Genomic DNA, 17,721 nt, shown 5'->3' with positions numbered 1-17,721 from the left:
TGGAATTACATCTGACATTGCTGTGGTATCCAAACTGGCAACGATTGCAAAACTTATAACATTAGCCTGAAACTATCGGCATCCACATATCGCATTAAGTGATGCTTTTACTTTGTGTAAAAAAGAATCAGGATAAATTAGGTATGACAGATATAAATGCGTTAACGGACGGCATATATGAATCAAAACCTGGCGGTATTACGCCACCAGTCGAGAGGGGAGTGAACCTCAGTCAGTACGTCTACCTTCGTTCCGCAAGGCGCTTCTTGTTGTGAATTACAAACTGCCCTGGCGAGAACTGCATCATTTCACCCCCAGCAACACACGTGCCTCTTCAACGGTTTGCCACGAAGGCATTGCTACGCCAGATTGACTGCCGTTGCCTCTGCGCTCACCGGTGTCACATTCTACATAAAGACGCATCAGCATCGCTTCTATTTCAGCGGCCCGGCTATTATCCATTACCAGTTCTGCTGCGCGTCGTAGCTGTTCTGGAATGTCATTCCACATTCCCGCACCACTTCTGTCTTTGTTAGTGAGCAAGTCTTCAATAGCAGATGAAGCCATGTTAAGCAGGTCAGCCGAAACTAAAGGCATCGGCGGGGCGGTATAGAGGATTCGACGTCTTCCGCGTCTGTCTGGATCGTATTTATCATAAAAAGCTTTGTTCACATCTTCCCAGTGCCACTGAAGTTGCCCGGTTGCGTCATGGTGGCAAAACTCGCACTGATAAACAGGCGCAATCGACATAACTGCCTTTCCAATACGTGCCAGTACAGCAACTTCGTCAGCTCTAAGACTCATTGCTTCGCTTGGGTTACTACCCTCGGAAAATTCCAAAATTTGTTCAATACGTTCTGGTGTGAAAGTGGTCATAGGCTTTGAAAACATATTTTTTCCAGTTGTGCTTACCATATCATCAGGCCTTAAGAGCGTTAGCGAATAATTAACAGGTCAGGACCAAAACTAAATCCTTCCCCCATACGGTCTTCATGACGGGAGACATATGCCTTACCGTATTTCTCCAGATCCTGTAAGCGATCTTTTGCCAGATTCCACGAGTATTCCTGGCCCCACACGGGTCCGTCACGCCCGTCAAAGCGGTCAGGTTTACAATTTGCTTTCAGAAGTGCGTAGACATGCTCCAGCGTGGGTAGCTGCAAAGCACTATTAGCCTGAGAAACGGCAGTATGCGTCATTTCTGTTCACTCTTTATTGATTTAGTCAGTTAAGCCGGTCAGGTAACTTTAACCGGCTACTCGTATTAAGATTTCTTTCCGGTTGCTTGTCAGTTAGCGGCGAAGATCAATTTCAAGGCGGGCTGTTTTGACCTTTGTTCCGGACTCCCTAAATGTATCATCCGGAAGAGGCGAAATTTGTCCGCCAAGTTGTTTGACTCGCTCCCTGAGCGCTTTTGTCAGTGTGTCTTCCCGGAACAATACCCCAGCTGACAGAATGGCCTGTAAGCGACCTCGCTTAGCGAGCATTGCGATGGCATGCATGACATGTTTAACGTCAGAGCGTTTAAGGAATGGTGGATTCATAACGATAACATCAAAAGTTTCATCGGGCTGGTACCCAAGAAAGTCGGTATGCACCAGCTCGGCCCCTGTGCTAAGGACACTATCGTTCTTCACTGCAAGGAATCGCTCATCGTTCAATTCGATCCCGGTAATCAATGCATCCGGAGCCGCCAGTTTTAAGGCTTTCAGAATGCGGCCATCACCAAACTCAGGCTCCAGAACACGTTCCCCGGCAGCTGGTTCAGCGCGTAGAACCATATCTGTGACTAAATTCTCAGGGGTAGGGAAGAAATTGAACAAATCACGTGGGATGTCGACCGAACCTGTCAGAATGATTTGCTCGATACGCTCAGCTGCATCCGCCGTAAAAATATGTGCCTGCTCTTTTCGGTTCCATTTGCCACCGGCAGCTTCCAGCACTTTGTTTGTCTTAACATAAATGCTGCGGTCGAGCTGGTCGGCCAGGAAAAGAAAGTTCCCTTCAGCACGGCAGCGAGATAAGACGTTCAGAACTTCAGTTGAGATTTGCATTAAAACTCCATTAAGAGGATTTACCCGCCTGGCGGCAGCGGGTTGGTTACTTAAACAGGACAATTCAGATTTGGCCTTGGTTAGTCGGCAGACAACAGCAGGGATGGGCTGTTATAAGCGAAGCGGTCAACGGGAGCCTTCTCAAATCGCTGACCGCTTGCATCAGGGGTCAGAACGAGTCCGTTATGGGCGCAATGAATGTGGAGCAACATATCCCCGCCGGTGTTGATGTGTAAGGCAGGCACACCCTGATCGATTTCGAACATGACACCAAAACAGGGGTTACCTTCCTTGTTAACAACTTCACAGTGGATGTTATGTTGGCCGGTAACGCTGACCTGATAGGCCTGACTGTCCTCTTCTCTCAGTGTTTCCTCCTCCAGGCGCCAGTCCTGAAGTGTGAGGCTAATTTCAGGGGTATCATGCTCCTTCTGAAGAGCCTGGATACCTTTACGGAACAGCTGCATCATTTCATGAGTAAGGCAGTCTTCCTCAGCTCCAAAATGTTCTTTCCAGCCTTCAGGATCTGCATACATCCAGACGTTTTTAGCGAGCGAAGGTAAGGAAGCATCAGGCTCTACAAGGAGGTGAGGGATGCTCTCTTTGATTCCGAGATAACGTACTGGCTGGCCGTTAAGCGGTAACCCATCCGGCACTGTAACTTCAGCTCCTGGCAAGACGACGCTGTTTACCAGACCTCCACAATGTTCTGCCACCACCCGGCCTAAATCTGCCATAAACATCCGATGCTTTTCTGGTGAGTCCAGCTCACCAAGGAGTTCAGGTTTAAGCAGTAAACCGGTAATAATCTCAGTCAGTTCACGAGGAGATACTAATTTATACATTTTGTTTTCCTTTTCTGTGTTGGCTTTATATTAACAATCCAGATGCACGAGCTAATAACCTCCAGACAACTTTTTCAAAAATTATATACTTAAAGCAGGGGCTAATATGCGCAAGAAATGAATTTAGGAAGGATGGCTTCAAATTTAACTTTTTGGTTTTTTATTTTAGACGGACTTTAAAATAGCATCGCTGGTAAAATAATAAACATGGTTTATTTTTTGTTTGTATTGACAATCAAATGGGTAAAAATTAATTTACTTACATGGCGTATATTTAATGCCACCGTCCCGGCGGCACCGGGCATAAAAGGAAAACCATCTTGAAACCAATGCTCAAAAAAGATTTTTTTTCAGCTATTGAAAACCTTCTCAAAGCTGGCTTTCAACCTCGCTTTTACACTGTTAACAGTGGACGAATCGGTCTCATTACATTCACTGATAAAAATGGAACAAAACAGGTCCCGCCGGGCAGAAAAGAAAAACATTAAAATTAGCTATTTTCCCGAAAAGATCTCGAACACTGAAAAAGTATCATGGGGAACCTGATCAGGAGACAACCCATGAAAATCAAACTAGCCCTGCTTATTGCATTTGCAGGTTTCAGCGCAGGAGCTTCCGCTGAAATCGCAGAATTCAGCTTTAAAGATACCCTGAACGTTAAAAAGACCGTATCGCCTGCATCCGTATGGATTAATCCGGTAACGAGCTTTGACGTTGCCGTTATTTCCGGTCTGGACCGTTATATTACGCTCAGTCTGCTGAAAAGTGACGGGAGCCTCATCTGGAGCACGAAAAGCAGCCTGGTTACCGTAGATGACCGTACCACATCTTCGACAGGCTTTGATTATTACGGCAAGACTCTGACCGTACCAGCGATGGGAGAAGATAGCTTCACCCTCAGAGAGGTGATTACCGACTTGCAAGGGAAGGAGGTCTCCCGGCAGGATTACCCGCTTGCAATTGACCGAACGCCTCCGGCAACGGGTACCATAAGTTATACGAGAAACGGGTGGAACTTTGGCAGCGAAGCGATCTTCACTTCAGTACCAGCCGGTATGCAGTACGCCAGCGTCCAGGCACTGGTCTTTAATGGACTGAGTGATAAAGGTTCCGGGCTTGCTAATGCTGAATATTTCATAACCGATGCCGCTGGAGTGGAGCGTAAAAAGCCAGCGGAAATTAATACAGTGGAAGGTAGCGTAACCGTTCAAGTCGCCGACGCAAGCAGCAATGCCCTGGCACCGGAAAACCGCTCTGAATATAAAGTGGGGATCTACCTTTATGACAAAGCGGGAAACAGGATCGAACTAAGCCGCCGAAGCGTAATTGATCGGGTTAAGCCTGACGATATCATCCAGGTGCAGGACGCCACTACCGGATCATGGGTCACTTATCAGTCTGGCATGACCGTCTTCCAGAACCCTATTTCCGTACGGGTATTAAGGAAAAAAAGTGACTTTACTGCTGTTAACGGTTCCAAATATGGCTGGGCGGACTCGAATTTCCAGACGTCCGATAGCACTTATAATATTTATACTTTCAAATACATATATCCCAATGTGGGGGATACTTATCATGAATTCCAGACTCTGGCAGGAGGAGTAAGACGAATTCATCATAACTCCCTCAACTTCACTCCAGCCCCGGCGATGGAAATAGCCCCGAAGATAGTGGCTAAAGAGATGTACCGGAGTGATACCAGTGAGTGGTTAACTCAGGCCTCAATCAGCGTTAAAACCGCCACCATTAGCCGCATAAAGGTAACCGCTGAACCCCGACCATACGTGCAAAAGTTCAGAACGGTAAAAAATGCAGCCTGGTTCTGCACTATACCTATCGGACAAAGTTCATGCGAGATGACGGTTAACTTCAACTACACCAGTGACAAAGGATTTGAGTATCTGCACCTTTACTCGGGAAAAGATGGTGACAGCATATTCGATGCGCTTGCTGGTAATTTTACGGTTATCTGGGATAACAACCCACCGGTGGTTAATGTCGCTCAGGTAAACAAGGCCTCCAAGACAATCACTATGACGGCCACCGATAATGATCGCGTCAACGCCTGGAACATCAGCTACTGGGATACCAAAGTTTTCGAAGCCACCCTTAAAAATGCCCGGGGGGAACCTTTCACGCTGAAGCCTGTGACCGTCAGTGAAAGCGATTATAAAACCAAAAACGCCACCTTCTCATACGCTGGTCTACCGGACGGGGATTATACGGTGGTTAGCGTCTCTGCCACGGATCTTGTTGGAAACACCGGAACCAAAACGCTTAATGCACCGCTGAAAATTGACTCAACGCTTCCGGTTATCGCGTTCAGTTTTAATGGCGCAGACGCAGAAGGAAAACTGGTTAAAGGGCTTGAGAACCTTCGCATAAGCGTTACTGATGCCTCTGGGGATGCTTCCCTGACATCGCTTCAGCTCGCTGGTGGACCTAACTCTGAAAAGGTCACCCTGGCATTCACGCCGTTATCCAAGGATGTCTTTATTCCGGAATACCCCAGAATCTTCCCCAACACTGACGAATCGGGACAGATGTATCATCTGGAGGCACTGGCTATTGACGAATCAGGTAACCGGACCACTAAAACGCTTAATTTTACCTACCAGCCTGCGAATCTGATTATGCTGGATAATCTCAAGACGCTGGCCACAGCCGTAGCACTGAAAGCAACGGACAACACGCCGCTGGCCATCATCCGAACCAGTGTGTTGCGGCGTCAGGACGGTTCTATCATTACCGGACAGTTAAACGGAACCCTGACTGTTCAGAAAAATGCCCAGTTCGGCGTTACGGTTGCCGGAGTTACGGTCCAGCCTGGTGAAACTAAATCGCTGTCACTGGATCTTGGTAATGGTGAAGAGCGCACGTATCCCGTTACTCCCGCTGTAAGTGGTCAATCTGGCACGGCCACATTTGCTATAGAATTCCCTCAAACATAAGCTCTTCAGAAGGGTGCGGTAGTATGCCGTACCCTGTTACGCCATCCTCAATGTAATATGTAGAGTTGAGCATGACTTAATTATTACTTTCTCATTAAGTGGCTCTTAAATTGCAAACGGGAAAGTAATATTCCCGAGACGGGAAGGACGCCTTCCTTTTGGTTTTAATCTATGATGCTAAACCGTTTAATCACTCCGGAACAATGCCCGCGTTTAAATGGCTGGCACCAGTACATGATTTATCCATGAATGCTTTTTGATGCACTTTTACTTCAGAATGCTCTTAATTTTTTAAACAAAATTATATTTGAATCCTTCGTGTATAAATTTGCAGACCCTCTCTCAATGTTTTTTTAAAATATTTACTCTCAGGTTATTAGCCAGTAGATTCATTCTGTCATGATTACTCCAGAACTAACCGGAGGAATCACATTATGACCAAATATTATGATCGCAGTGGAATTGAAATCTCCAGCGCAAAAATCCGCTGTGTTGATTCTGTAAAAGGTACTGCGGAATATACTTTTCGTATTCTTTGCGATAAATGCAATGGTCGGGGAGAGCGTAAGCATTTTTATAGAAGTCGCTGTATGGCTTGTAAAGCCACGGGTTACAGCCTCGAAACGACCCGCACTGCTTACACGCTGAATGCGCTGTACCGCATTAATGCTCAAGCTGCCCGCAAAGTGTCAGCATCCTTGCAAAACGAGCGTTTGAGGACTGAAAACGCCCACAACTCTGCGTTCAATGCATGGTGCAGATCTCATCAAAAAATGGTTGATGCAATCACCCAGCAATCCAGCAGTAATAATTTTCTGGAAAGCCTTAAGTCTTCTTTAACCCACCAGCGTCAGTTAAGTGATAAGCAGCTGGCAGTCGCCGCCCGCATTTTAGGGATTCATTAATTCAAAGCCCTTTTAATTTAATTTTAAGGTCAATTATTACGGAGGAACTATGATCCATTCATTTAAAGACAGACGGCTTGAAAAGTTCTTCCGTAATGGAAAAACAACGGCAGGTATTCCTTCTGAAATTATTAACGCGATTCTGTGTCGACTCGAAACGCTGGATAATGTCCAGAGTGAGCGGGAGTTATTATCCAACAGCTTGCGTTATGAACGCTTAAGAATGACGTCAAACCGTTATTCCTCCATTCGAGTAAACTCTAAGTATCGATTATTCTTTGAATGGAATGATGGCGCACATAATGTCCATTTGTCAGCACATGACTATAAATCGCTCATCCATTAAGGTTAAAAATGAAGCTATTTTCAATTTCATCCCGGGATACAAGCATGGACGCGATGTTTTATATCCAGGCCAGTACTAAACAATAGGCAAGTTACATATTTAGTACCCTTTCCCCGAAGCCTACTGCGAACTGCCAGCTTACAGATTTGCAGAATGAGACGGTCGTCCCTTCCATAAGCCCTATTTCGCTTTCACTTAACCCCTGGTCGATCAATTCCCAGTCCCGAACCCGGGAATTGAGTATGGCCACGCATGGTCTTAACCTGATCTGTGCAGTCACGGATGAGCATACCCGTCAGATAGTAGACTTTTGCGATAACCTTGGACAGCAGCTTAAGGATCCGGACGACAAAAGCGCCTGGGTTAAGCTCATTAATTCTGAATGCGCATTGCTTAATTCTCCGCGTTTATATCCCGTTCTGCTGGAGCCGGAGACACCGGCACAATTTGAAATCTTTGTGCCAGCTCCGGAAGATGGCGATCACGACACGGTTATAGCCAGCGTTGTTGAAGAATGTTTCGGAGATGAATGCCGGTACAGAGCAACGGACAAAGCTTTTGCAATGTCGGAAAAGCCAATCATCAGGCTGGAAGCACATTTCAATGACAAACGGGAAAAGGTTTTAGAACTGACCTTTTCCAGTTTCAACCTTTCACTTTCTGCGTCCGTGTATGAACACCAGCTACGTCAGATTTTATTACTTTGCGAAGATTTTGGCGTAAGGCTTCAGGGTAGAGCCGGGGCATCCTGCCACATCAATATGCGCAGCGCTTACCGTCGTCTTGCACATGTCGGCACCGGCTCTCGCCCAGGTGATGGGAGTGATGTGCGGGGCTATACCTCATCTAAAGAGCAAAAAGATGTTAAGGGGCTGCTCGATAAGTCAACCAGGGGAAGTGAGCTTGTACCGGCGAGGCACGGGCAGCAGTTTAACGGTGTCTTAGTGAATGCCACACCCGCACCGGCCACGACGGGTTTTATATACCTGTCGCATGATTTTCCGGAAGGCCAGTTTATGATGACAGCCGAGGTGTTGCATGTTGGAATAACACCGGGCGGGATCTACTACATTGAAACACTGGACGGATACCGGTTTATCGTTACAGCGTTTGAAAAGGGATTAATGAACGGTTTAAGGGAGTTTTTGGCTGTAAATGAGGACTACTTTAAGTATTACCGCTGGTCTTAGCGTCTGACCTGAAACCGGTAGGCCAGGGAAGGCAACCGGGAAAATGCAATTTAACCTGATCCTCTCCCTACCACTACCTTTACCCACGTATAATAGCCCGACCAAATTATAATGCCCGATCACCGCATTGGCTGAAACCACACATATTCTTCTTAGGCCTCGCCTGATGAACTTCGACCACAAGACAAAGGAACGTAACTAATAAATAAAATTTATGAGCTGCACAAAAGTTACTTTTCCATAATGGCGCTTCACTTACATTGTGGTTTCATAATCATTGTTGGTATTTAAAAAGGATGTGTTCAATCTTAAATAAAAGGCGGTGTTTTTTTTCTGAAAATTTGCTGGGAGGTTATTAGCTGGGGGTTGGGTAACAGTATAATAAGTACAGATGAAAAGGAGGTTTTATGAAAACGTTAGACGTGATTTCAACTCAACTCAACTTTAATAATCTGCTGAATCAGGCAGGATATAATCTTTCAGAAATTGTTGTTAAACGCTACAGCGCTGCACCCGCCTTTAACGAAGGGCACTGGTTGTTCATTGCAGAGCAGGATAATCGCTACATTGAAGTGGTCAGTCTTCTTTCAAAGGCATCAGAAAGCGGAGAGCAGCATGTCGATATCTTTATCAATATGTTCGAAGATCCGATTGATGACATTATCTCCCGAAACATTGAACCCAAAACATTTGCGACACTTTATAAATACATTGAACGTATACCTTTTACACCGGACGTAAAAAAAGAATTCTTGAGCAGTATTGAGACTATTAATTTTAGTTAACTAAAAATTACAGATTTTCTTTCACCAAGTTATTAGGTAATGATATCGACCTGGTATCATTACCGTATCATGAATATGGACGGGGACGGGTAAAATGCCTAATAATACTGAAGTCATTAGCTGCGACTTATTTTCAATTCTTTCCTCACTTAATTTTAGTGTTGAGGATATTACAGGGCTAACTCCGGCCAAATTCAGAAAGGGGGCTTTCTTGCATGCAAAAATATCTGCAAGCCAGGCCACGCGAGCAGCTGATATTTCCCTTCAATTACTCACGGATCGTGTTTCAGGTGAAATGAACTACGTAATAGTAATTGGCAGGCACGAAGGGCTCCTGCAAAGCGAAGCAATTGACCCAAACGCTGATAAGCAGTACCGGGAAAACCGTCATTCTCGCCATTTTATCCCAGTAACCGATGCCAATACCAAAGCCCTGAAAAAAACCTGCAAGGTAATGAAAACATATATCAAAGAGCAGGCATTTAAGCCTAACACCTGGGGGCACAATTTCATTAAGGGTTGATTTATTCTTGCCCCGGTGAACCGGGGCAACGCTAAATTAACCTCAACCTGAGCTGGAGGCACAAATGTCTGAAAAACACTTTATCGTAAAGATCCAGAACCGTAACGGCGACCATGAGAAAAGCTATGTTCGTATACTCGTCAGCGATTGTGAGAAAAATGCTTGCCAGACGGCACTGATTTCCGAGTGTGCTGGCGAGGTTGAACAGCTGAGTTTTGAAGACGGTGGGGTTTATGACTACAACGGCGAAAATCACTACAGTGTCAGGAGCTGCGTGGAGGTTGCCCCTGAAGATGTTGCAACTTTGCAACGCTACCTTTAACACCTGCGGCATTAAAAAAAATATCGGGTGTCTGTTACAGGATGCCGCTGTTTTAAACGATGCCTCAAAGATCGCTATCGCTCCTGATGCCTTCATTAAGAGCGGGTTTGTGGTAGGTTCAGCGTAACAAAACTACTGGAATTTTGGTTGCCTCGATGAAGAGCTGCTTTTCTGATTTACCCGTTAAAGACGGCAAGTCCGGAACTTGGAAACTGGACACTTTCGAAATTACCACAGATAAGGCGCTGACCCTCGCCCTTCGTGCCGAGTGTACTGGTAATACAGATGAGTTTATCCCGCCCGGTAGATATCGCCGCTTGTCCAACGGCTGGGATGTGGTGATGTCCAATACCCCGATGGAGATCCGAACCTGCCAGGATTTTATAGAGCGAGCCACCGGGCGGGTGCTCATTAATGGTCTTGGTCTTGGTATGGTGCTCCACGCCATTCTTCAGAAAGACGATGTAACCCATGTCACGGTAATCGAAAAAGAACAGGATGTTATTAACCTCGTTGCAGCCTCGTTTGCAACCGATCTTCGCGTTGAAATTATTAATGCTGATGCAATGGAGTATTGTCCACCAGCTGGCGTTACGTACAACGCTTGCTGGCATGACATATGGACAGACTTCGCAACAGCTAATCTCGCACAGATGGATAAGCTGGAAAGTAAGTACCGGGACATCTGTGACTGGCAGGGATCGTGGGGCAGGGAGGAGTGTGAGCAAAAGCTCATTGAGTTCCAGAATCTTGAGGCTGATTAATCCAACTTGCGAAGGTGTCTCCGCTAAAGGAGCCCGGCTCGCTCTGTGCAAGCCCAGCTGTGCTGCATGATTTGGCAAAGTCTTCAACAAACCAGATCGGTCTGATTTAGTAATCTCACTTCCAACCATCAGGCCGATATAATAACTGTATCCCCATTAGGATGGCTGATGAGTACGATTAATACGGACTTAATTGCGCATATCTACGCTGCCTCCGAATCGCCGTTGACCAACGACGAGCTTTATCGCGAAGTGCAGCGTAAAACTGGCATGTCGGATGCCGAATTGCACGAACTGAAAGAATTTGGGTCAGATAAAACCAGAACCAGCGGCGTCAAACATAAGGTTCGCTGGTTTCAGCAGACTCTCCGTCAGGCCGGGGTCATCGAACGCGTTCCAGAAAAACGGGGCGTCTGGAGATACGCCTCTAAGACGAAAACAAACCTGCATGAGTCATGGGAAAAGCTCTGTGTTGTCGGTTTCTCAACTTCTCTTGGGGCATCGGTTTTTGGAAACGCCTATGCCTTCTTCAGCAATATCACCGAGCAAATTCATCTTTGCCTGACCTCGCCACCTTACCTCCTTCGAAATTCAAGAGACTACGGGCACGGAGGGGGGCGTGGCGAGCAGGCTTATATTGACTGGCTTCTGCGTATCCTCGAACCGATCGTGAAACAGCTTGTACCGGGCGCAAGTGTGGCATTGAATATCACTCAAGATAGCTTTAATAGGGGTAGGCCTTCACGTTCTCTGTATCTGGAGCGTCTGACACTGGCATTATGTGACAAGCTGGGGCTTGAGCTCATGGACAGGCTTCAGTGGGTGAATCGCAGTAAGCCCCCATCGCCAACGCACTGGGCATGTAAGCAACGGGTGCAGCTCTGCTCATCGTATGAGCCTGTGCTGTGGTTTACCAATGATGCGAGTAAGGTTCGTTCAAACAACTTACGTGTACTACAACCGCATTCAGACCAGCATCTAAAATTGCAGGCAGCAGGCGGTGAAAATCGCACGACCTTTTATGGTGATGGGGCGTACCAGCTTAAAAGCGGTTCCTTTGGAAATAAAACAGAAGGAACGATCCCCAAGAATACTTTGTTTTACGGCAATAGCTGCGCTGATACGAGATTTTGCCATTCCATTGCCCGCGAGCTCGGTTTTCCGCTGCACGGTGCAACGTCTCCTACCAGGCTTGCAGCGTTTCTGATTGAGTTTTTGACAGAGCCGGGAGATCTTGTTGTAGATCCCTTCGCTGGCTTGCATAAAGTCCCCATCGCAGCCGAGCGACTTGGCAGACGTTGGCTGGCGACGGACAAAATCATGGAGTGGCTGGCGATTTCCCGAAACCTTTTTACGGCCGCACCGGGATATAAGAGTAACCCCATGCTGGATGAGCTCGCCGAACTGTATCGGACTTAATGCAAGTTAACGGTTTTGATAAAGTGGTTTGAAGCGACAAACGGTTTATTCATTTAGCAGTGGTTCCACCAGAGAATGGCAATATTAACGGCTTAGCATATACCGCTGAGATAATCAGGTAGTCATTCATTTCCGGTTGTCTGTATTAACGAGTGTATTCATTATTCACTTGTTTCTACGATATAGACCCAACAAAAACAAATTGATGGTTGTGATACAGATGTTGTTGGATTAACTAATTTGGTAATTTAGACGGTTTCTAAATTAAAGGTGGACAGATATGAAGTCAGATTCAGAAATGGCTTCTCCTATCGAGTTGCACATTGGCGATCATGTCCAGCGGCATGGTGCTTTATCTGAGGTCATGCATATTGTTGAATCCAAATGCGATATTCCCGGCGGCATCCGGGTAGCAGCATGCATTTGACGGGTTATCGGTAACGTTCCGGGCAATATTCCTCGTGGTTGGCTGGAAACACCGAAGCGTATGGCTGAGCGAGGCGTTAAGTGGGCGACGAGTCTGCCCGGAGGGCTTTACTTTAACATGCAGGGGAACGCACATGCGAAAGTAAGCCGGGTTATTCGTAATGTGACTAACTGAAACTTTTTTCTGAATTGCGGTGTAAAAGTTACTTTTCACCGCGTCGTTTTCCATCACTACTAATTCAGAGTTTTTCTGAAATAAGCAGAGTTAAAGCTAACGATTTATTCAGGCCATTTTATTCTAATCATTATCCTACACTTCAAAAATATGCAATATTTTTTCTTCTGACCTATTAGCCAGAATTCTCGATTCGGTATCATTTACTTACGGTAATTCTTTTAAAAACGAGGTAAATGGCATGCATTCTCAGGATCCTATCACGAAATTAACCCAGACGTTGCAACGCGACGATGGTTCTCAGGTTCGTATTGTAGCGCAGCGGGGATATGGAAGCGGGCTTACAGCCTCGCTTGATGTGTACGTTCTCCGTCGTGATTCCTCTGAAAGCAACTGGTCACTGTGCGGAAAAGATCCTCACCCCGAGTGGAGAAAGATGTCAGTAGATGAGTATCAGAAATTTGGACGCTCAGAAATGCTGCGCTATGCCACACCAGGTGAAATTCTCAGGGTGGCATCCGCTATTGGCCAGCCAATGAGCTTCCTCGATGGCAACCCTGCGTTTTAGCCTGAACCCTGGCGACGCCTTTTAAACCGGCGTCATTCTTTTTACGAGCAACAGACGGAGAAAAAATGAATCTGAACGAACGAAGCACGAGCGCAGCGACGCCAGATTTGAGCCGACTTTATCTCATTTCCGGGCGCATTATGTTTGATGATGATGATCAGGCCTACCCGGTCGAAGCCGATTCCCCTGGTGATGCAGAGGAGGCTTTTCGGCATCATATTGCCGACAGTGCCGACGACTTAGAAAAGGTGATTATAGTTTCCTCTACAAGTTTCGCTTCAGCTCACAGCAGTCGCGTAATTTGTCGGCCTGCCGTGAAGTAATTTCAGCTTCCAATGATATTTCCCTCTTTATAAAAGCCGCCGTCTGGCGGTTTTTATTTGCAAAAATGAATATTAATCCTGAACAATATTAATTTAAGATGAGGTGGTGTTCATATTCTTCTTAATATTTTTTCTAAAAAAACGACTTCAGGTTATTAGTTGGTAGTAGTGTGTTTGTTATGATCTTCTCATCAAATACATTAATTAAATAATCAAGGAGTCAACTGTGGCAGATAATTATACTCTGGCGTCGTTTATTATTCCCTGCACTCAGGAGCAGGCTAAAATGGCACAAGAAGCAATCACATTCGTTACCGAAGCAGAAATTGCAGAAGGTGAGCGTTTGATTGATAAGCCACTGGCAGATTGTTCTCTGACTGAGAAGCTGATTCTCAGTATTATTGAGAACCACCCTGAGTATGACCCTTCAGAGCCGAGCTTTGGGCAACCATCCTGCCCAGACTGTAATTATGAACTGTCGTTCGCAACAGAAGTTAACAGCAGTGGGCTGTCAGTTTTTCATGGAGAGACTATTGATCTTGACCATGCAATTTGCCTCACAACTGCCGTGCTGTCGGTATTCGACCTCCCGGAAATGGTAACAATTACTGCTGCATTTACATGCAGTAAAAGCCGGACAGATGAATTTGGGGGTATGACTATTCTGGTCACAAAGGATACCCACTATTACCAGGATGGCTGTCAGTTTTCTCGTCTCATGAATGAGGCTCACAAAGCCGGTATCCAGTATGCTCTGTGTAAAGTGACGCATTACCACGGTGAGAGCAGCTATGTGGCAAGCTATGTCCTGAGCTGCGACGTAGCGGATTCAGCCCAGGAGGTCGTTAACAGACGACTGAAGGCATGTGCCGGAAAAGAGCCAGAAGACGGAATCTATATTCTGAGTGAAGAAGACAACACCAGTCTTTCGGTCGAACTCGTTACAGAACTGTCTCCGCTCGATTACGACAAGCTGAGCAAGCTTCTTCCTTCCCTTGACACCCTTTGCGGCGCATAAGCCTGCCTGATAACCGTAGCCACCGGTTCCCCCGGTGGCCTGGAGCCTGCCATGACCAATAAATTCATAGTATCTACCGTTGTTTGCATCAATGACTTTGCAAGTGATGTTCCGCAAAGTGTTTCCTTACGGATAGATACAATGCTTGAACAGCGTATCCGCAAATTGGCGACATACGTGAAAAAAAACGATCTTCAGTTAACTGAGTTTTACTTCTATGACGCTAACTGGTCATTTTGTGGTGAAGATGAAATTCAAGAAATAACAGACCAGGATGAATATAAGCATAGCGATAGCACAAGGCAGGAAGCGATGCTGCGGGAAGTAATGCCATCAGCACGTACGGAATGCCCGGTTATTAGGGTGATGAAAGATTCATTTCAGCTTTCTGCTCTACCACGCCATTGTGGTGATGACATGACTCTTAACACTCCTTCAATTCCGCTGTCTGAGTTGAAAACAAATGTCACGGCTTTTATTACACCACCAACCTATATCTAATAGCTGTGCTGGGAGATTAAATTACAATGGGTTTTTATTTTAAATCTATTTAAGAATTAAATTTGCGTGATTTTGATTTAATATAATTTCGCTAAATGGTTGCGCTGTAGTTATTTTAAAGTTCTAATAAAAATATCAGTGATGCAGCATATGCCGTGGTTCAGGAAAATATATGTTTATTGAAAAAAGTGACTCATTCCTTGAATTACCCTCAGAAGTTATTTTTCCTGAGGCGGCTAATGCTGCCATTTTGAAACATGATAAATGGGCTGATGTTTGGGAGACCCTGACAACCGATGCCGATCTGAACTATACCGATGAAAAGGAGACTGTGAGTCTTTCTTCTCTGGTCACGTCAGCCACATCTGCTATTTATCAGGCTATTACGGACGGATGGACGATGTGCGTGGGATACAGTGGCGGTAAAGACTCCCATTCTCTTCTTCACCTATTTCTGATGGCATTGATCAGGGCAGTACGTAACGGCACAAATATCAGCGAACATCATTTCATTCAGATGTCCGATACGCTGATCGAAAACCCTGAGATGCACTATCAGGCTTCACAGGTTCTCAACCAGCTTAGAATGTTCATTGCTGAACACCAGCTACCGGTCACAGTCCTTGTCGCCCAACCGTCTCTTACGCAGAGCTGGGTAGGCCGCATTCTGACTGGACGTGGACTTCCGACCTGGACTAATTCTTCAACCCGTCAGTGCTCAACCGACTACAAAATCGCCCCCCTGCGCAAGGCCAAAGCTCGTTATCTAAAAAACGCCCCGGCATCCGTACGAAGCAGGGTATGCCTGATGCTGGGCTCCAGGGATGATGAAAGTGCCCGAAGGGCCGGAAATATCCTCAAAATGGGAGGGCAGGCGAGGAAAGTAACCCTGACTGAGCACGGTGGTGAACTCTATCCAGTAAAGGAGTGGCGCACTCAGGACATCTGGTCTTTTCTAATGGCCTGTGGTTCCGAATCCCGCTTCCCTTTACCAAGCTTTATGCCGGATAACTTCAGCCTGGCAACGCTTTATAAAGACGCCACCGGAGAGTGTATCTGGTCGCCGGAGAAACCCACGCGAACCTCAGCTTGTGGGGCTAGATATGGGTGCTCGCTTTGCACAGCCGTAGGGGTTGACCATTCAATGGAAACGCTCCTTCGCACTGACCCTGAGAAATATGGTTATCAGGCAGGCCTAAGTCGTCTTCAGCGATTTCTTTCTAAGATCCAGTACGACTGGAGCCTGCGGGATTATATCGGTCGTAAAGTGTTCGAAGGCGGGTATGTGCGTCTTCAACCCAATATCTTTTCTTCGTCCCTGACTGAACGTCTTTTTCATGTCTGTTGCAGCCTTGATTATGTTGAAGCCAGACGTGCGGCAAAGCATCGCAGAAAGCTACTTTCCGGCGAGGTGGACGATACGGCTTATAACCGTCGTATGGCTGAGCCACAATTTCGGCTTGTACATGAAGCAAACGTGATCCACGTTGATTTCCTCTGGTCGTTGCACTGTTTCAACCCTCGCCCGTTTCGGGCAATTGAGATCTATCGCAGAGTCTGGGAAGAGGCCGATCTGGACCTTCTTGAGGATGAGCCTGACATGCTGCCTGTGGCCCGTACACCAATGCCAGCTCCACTCTGGATGAAACTGCCCGGAGGCCGGTTCGGTACAGCTTATGATGGACTGACTGATACGTTGCCGCTGATGACCTATTTTGACGGGCAGGCTGACCCCAGGGCTTCACGTAGCCTAAAGACCGGAGAGAGCAGTTCTGTCGTCGTGGCATTCGAGGAAGAGGATGAGCTGACTGTTGAAGAAGATACGGCGTCCTGGATTATCTGGCATGAATACGACGGGTTACGCCAGAGCATCGCTGACGGTGAGTTTACTCCAACGACTGCTGCTCAGTATCTTCTTCGTTATGGCGCGGTCCGAATTTCAAAAGGGAAGGGCGCTGTCTATCATCGTCTCGCACAACGGGGACAAACCTTTTCCCGCCTGGGGATAGGCGAAAGAGTGTCGCTTCCAGAGCTGGTTGCCAGTCGGCGTTTTAAAATACTCAGCGATACTGCATACCGTCAGGTTGTAGCCCGGAAATTGCGTGGACAGATAAAAAAGTTCAGATTCTGGGCATGCGTAGCTGCCTGTGTACAGTTGCACGTACACAACAAGACGGCACTCGGAGAAAGAATCTTAACGTTACTCGAAGGTGAGAGGGAACAGCAACAAGGTGCGATCCAGGCGAAGCTGAAGGCGGGAATGATGGATGCAGTTCTAACTCTGTGTAACCAGCGACTCCGGGTGAAAGAAAATACTAACCAGCCAGAGGAGTTCCGCTATTACCGTGCCGTAAGAGCTCGTTTCATGCGCCATTTATCTGAATGCCTTAAGCCAGAAAATGGCGGCGTTATCCGTGACGTTATCTGGGAACTGAGGGTGCTGAGCAGTGCTCACGGTACGACCAAAACAGGTTTTTACGGCACTGTTGCAAAGTTAGCGATGAGGCAGCCTTTTGTCTTATTCAAAGGCCTTACATTTCAAAAACTCTGCTTACCAGGCGCATTTCGCCCAGGGGATCACCATAATAAAATGCTGAGGCCTGGCC

The 17,721-nt window shown here is 46.6% G+C and carries 19 protein-coding genes and 2 pseudogenes; 16 read left to right on the top strand and 5 right to left on the bottom strand.

Going from position 1 to position 17,721, the window contains the following annotated elements; translation table 11 throughout:
* Nucleotides 1-303 precede the first annotated feature (303 nt).
* The 4 genes from OOJ60_RS19025 to OOJ60_RS19010 all read right to left on the bottom strand — a co-directional run bounded on the left by OOJ60_RS19025 (nucleotide 304) and on the right by OOJ60_RS19010 (nucleotide 2,899).
* Nucleotides 304-915, bottom strand: a complete 612-nt coding sequence (locus tag OOJ60_RS19025; protein WP_001572415.1) for a hypothetical protein — start codon at nucleotides 913-915, stop codon at nucleotides 304-306.
* Nucleotides 916-935: 20 nt separating this feature from the next.
* Nucleotides 936-1,199, bottom strand: coding sequence for a hypothetical protein (locus tag OOJ60_RS19020; RefSeq protein ID WP_000149861.1), 264 nt, complete (start codon nucleotides 1,197-1,199; stop codon nucleotides 936-938).
* 93 nt (nucleotides 1,200-1,292) lie between these two features.
* Entirely contained in the window at nucleotides 1,293-2,054 is a 762-nt protein-coding gene (locus OOJ60_RS19015; RefSeq protein WP_001167416.1) for a methyltransferase, read from the bottom strand.
* 80 nt (nucleotides 2,055-2,134) lie between these two features.
* Nucleotides 2,135-2,899, bottom strand: a complete 765-nt coding sequence (locus tag OOJ60_RS19010; RefSeq protein ID WP_000277497.1) for a hypothetical protein — start codon at nucleotides 2,897-2,899, stop codon at nucleotides 2,135-2,137.
* A 320-nt stretch (nucleotides 2,900-3,219) separates the two neighbouring features.
* Between OOJ60_RS19010 and OOJ60_RS19005 the strand changes: the two genes are divergently transcribed.
* From OOJ60_RS19005 to OOJ60_RS24880, 16 genes and pseudogenes are all read left to right on the top strand, one after another.
* Complete coding sequence (locus OOJ60_RS19005) at nucleotides 3,220-3,387, top strand: hypothetical protein (protein WP_000803860.1); 168 nt, start codon at nucleotides 3,220-3,222, stop codon at nucleotides 3,385-3,387.
* A gap of 72 nt (nucleotides 3,388-3,459) precedes the next feature.
* Nucleotides 3,460-5,850, top strand: coding sequence for an Ig-like domain-containing protein (locus tag OOJ60_RS19000; protein WP_000694550.1), 2,391 nt, complete (start codon nucleotides 3,460-3,462; stop codon nucleotides 5,848-5,850).
* A 434-nt stretch (nucleotides 5,851-6,284) separates the two neighbouring features.
* Nucleotides 6,285-6,755, top strand: coding sequence for a hypothetical protein (locus OOJ60_RS18995; RefSeq protein ID WP_000170638.1), 471 nt, complete (start codon nucleotides 6,285-6,287; stop codon nucleotides 6,753-6,755).
* A 49-nt stretch (nucleotides 6,756-6,804) separates the two neighbouring features.
* Nucleotides 6,805-7,101, top strand: coding sequence for a type II toxin-antitoxin system RelE/ParE family toxin (locus OOJ60_RS18990; RefSeq protein WP_000581857.1), 297 nt, complete (start codon nucleotides 6,805-6,807; stop codon nucleotides 7,099-7,101).
* A 242-nt stretch (nucleotides 7,102-7,343) separates the two neighbouring features.
* Complete coding sequence (locus OOJ60_RS18985; protein ID WP_164846946.1) at nucleotides 7,344-8,291, top strand: flavin reductase; 948 nt, start codon at nucleotides 7,344-7,346, stop codon at nucleotides 8,289-8,291.
* A 407-nt stretch (nucleotides 8,292-8,698) separates the two neighbouring features.
* Nucleotides 8,699-9,076: a hypothetical protein gene (locus OOJ60_RS18980; protein WP_000853477.1), complete on the top strand. Its 378-nt coding sequence runs from the start codon at nucleotides 8,699-8,701 to the stop codon at nucleotides 9,074-9,076.
* Between the two features lie 94 nt (nucleotides 9,077-9,170).
* Nucleotides 9,171-9,599, top strand: coding sequence for a hypothetical protein (locus OOJ60_RS18975; RefSeq protein ID WP_001133498.1), 429 nt, complete (start codon nucleotides 9,171-9,173; stop codon nucleotides 9,597-9,599).
* 64 nt (nucleotides 9,600-9,663) lie between these two features.
* Nucleotides 9,664-9,921: a hypothetical protein gene (locus tag OOJ60_RS18970; protein WP_001290637.1), complete on the top strand. Its 258-nt coding sequence runs from the start codon at nucleotides 9,664-9,666 to the stop codon at nucleotides 9,919-9,921.
* Nucleotides 9,922-10,076: 155 nt separating this feature from the next.
* A complete protein-coding gene (locus OOJ60_RS18965; protein WP_000833773.1) occupies nucleotides 10,077-10,685 on the top strand; it encodes a hypothetical protein in 609 nt (202 codons plus the stop codon).
* 168 nt (nucleotides 10,686-10,853) lie between these two features.
* Nucleotides 10,854-12,104 carry a site-specific DNA-methyltransferase gene (locus OOJ60_RS18960; RefSeq protein WP_000104323.1) on the top strand — a complete coding sequence of 417 codons (1,251 nt, stop codon included), beginning with the start codon at nucleotides 10,854-10,856 and terminating at the stop codon, nucleotides 12,102-12,104.
* 280 nt (nucleotides 12,105-12,384) lie between these two features.
* Nucleotides 12,385-12,531, top strand: a complete 147-nt coding sequence (locus tag OOJ60_RS18955) for a hypothetical protein (RefSeq protein WP_001426334.1) — start codon at nucleotides 12,385-12,387, stop codon at nucleotides 12,529-12,531.
* 415 nt (nucleotides 12,532-12,946) lie between these two features.
* Complete coding sequence (locus OOJ60_RS18950; RefSeq protein WP_000556022.1) at nucleotides 12,947-13,273, top strand: hypothetical protein; 327 nt, start codon at nucleotides 12,947-12,949, stop codon at nucleotides 13,271-13,273.
* A 65-nt stretch (nucleotides 13,274-13,338) separates the two neighbouring features.
* The gene (locus OOJ60_RS18945) at nucleotides 13,339-13,596 is read left to right on the top strand and encodes a hypothetical protein (protein WP_042634392.1); all 258 of its coding nucleotides are present in this window, start codon (nucleotides 13,339-13,341) and stop codon (nucleotides 13,594-13,596) included.
* Nucleotides 13,597-13,822: 226 nt separating this feature from the next.
* Entirely contained in the window at nucleotides 13,823-14,614 is a 792-nt protein-coding gene (locus OOJ60_RS18940; RefSeq protein WP_046788417.1) for a hypothetical protein, read from the top strand.
* A gap of 51 nt (nucleotides 14,615-14,665) precedes the next feature.
* Nucleotides 14,666-15,115 carry a hypothetical protein gene (locus tag OOJ60_RS18935; RefSeq protein WP_000182314.1) on the top strand — a complete coding sequence of 150 codons (450 nt, stop codon included), beginning with the start codon at nucleotides 14,666-14,668 and terminating at the stop codon, nucleotides 15,113-15,115.
* A gap of 172 nt (nucleotides 15,116-15,287) precedes the next feature.
* Nucleotides 15,288-17,594, top strand: a pseudogene (locus OOJ60_RS24880) (phosphoadenosine phosphosulfate reductase domain-containing protein); the annotation flags it as partial.
* 52 nt (nucleotides 17,595-17,646) lie between these two features.
* Here the strand turns inward: OOJ60_RS24880 and OOJ60_RS18925 are convergent.
* Nucleotides 17,647-17,721 (bottom strand): annotated as a pseudogene (locus OOJ60_RS18925) (IS6 family transposase); the annotation flags it as partial.

Source organism: Citrobacter sp. R4, from assembly GCF_026719175.1.
GTDB lineage: Bacteria > Pseudomonadota > Gammaproteobacteria > Enterobacterales > Enterobacteriaceae > Citrobacter_A > Citrobacter_A sedlakii.
This window is presented reverse-complemented; position numbering and strand designations above follow the sequence as displayed.

Bases quoted from the DNA above. Each gene is read 5' to 3' on its own strand.
- OOJ60_RS19025 (WP_001572415.1), bottom strand. From the start codon at position 915: ATGGTAAGCACAACTGGAAAAAATATGTTTTCAAAGCCTATGACCACT.
- OOJ60_RS19020 (WP_000149861.1), bottom strand. From the start codon at position 1,199: ATGACGCATACTGCCGTTTCTCAGGCTAATAGTGCTTTGCAGCTACCC.
- OOJ60_RS19015 (WP_001167416.1), bottom strand. From the start codon at position 2,054: ATGCAAATCTCAACTGAAGTTCTGAACGTCTTATCTCGCTGCCGTGCT.
- OOJ60_RS19010 (WP_000277497.1), bottom strand. From the start codon at position 2,899: ATGTATAAATTAGTATCTCCTCGTGAACTGACTGAGATTATTACCGGT.
- OOJ60_RS19000 (WP_000694550.1), top strand. From the start codon at position 3,460: ATGAAAATCAAACTAGCCCTGCTTATTGCATTTGCAGGTTTCAGCGCA.
- OOJ60_RS18995 (WP_000170638.1), top strand. From the start codon at position 6,285: ATGACCAAATATTATGATCGCAGTGGAATTGAAATCTCCAGCGCAAAA.
- OOJ60_RS18990 (WP_000581857.1), top strand. From the start codon at position 6,805: ATGATCCATTCATTTAAAGACAGACGGCTTGAAAAGTTCTTCCGTAAT.
- OOJ60_RS18985 (WP_164846946.1), top strand. From the start codon at position 7,344: ATGGCCACGCATGGTCTTAACCTGATCTGTGCAGTCACGGATGAGCAT.
- OOJ60_RS18980 (WP_000853477.1), top strand. From the start codon at position 8,699: ATGAAAACGTTAGACGTGATTTCAACTCAACTCAACTTTAATAATCTG.
- OOJ60_RS18975 (WP_001133498.1), top strand. From the start codon at position 9,171: ATGCCTAATAATACTGAAGTCATTAGCTGCGACTTATTTTCAATTCTT.
- OOJ60_RS18970 (WP_001290637.1), top strand. From the start codon at position 9,664: ATGTCTGAAAAACACTTTATCGTAAAGATCCAGAACCGTAACGGCGAC.
- OOJ60_RS18965 (WP_000833773.1), top strand. From the start codon at position 10,077: ATGAAGAGCTGCTTTTCTGATTTACCCGTTAAAGACGGCAAGTCCGGA.
- OOJ60_RS18960 (WP_000104323.1), top strand. From the start codon at position 10,854: ATGAGTACGATTAATACGGACTTAATTGCGCATATCTACGCTGCCTCC.
- OOJ60_RS18955 (WP_001426334.1), top strand. From the start codon at position 12,385: ATGAAGTCAGATTCAGAAATGGCTTCTCCTATCGAGTTGCACATTGGC.
- OOJ60_RS18950 (WP_000556022.1), top strand. From the start codon at position 12,947: ATGCATTCTCAGGATCCTATCACGAAATTAACCCAGACGTTGCAACGC.
- OOJ60_RS18945 (WP_042634392.1), top strand. From the start codon at position 13,339: ATGAATCTGAACGAACGAAGCACGAGCGCAGCGACGCCAGATTTGAGC.
- OOJ60_RS18935 (WP_000182314.1), top strand. From the start codon at position 14,666: ATGACCAATAAATTCATAGTATCTACCGTTGTTTGCATCAATGACTTT.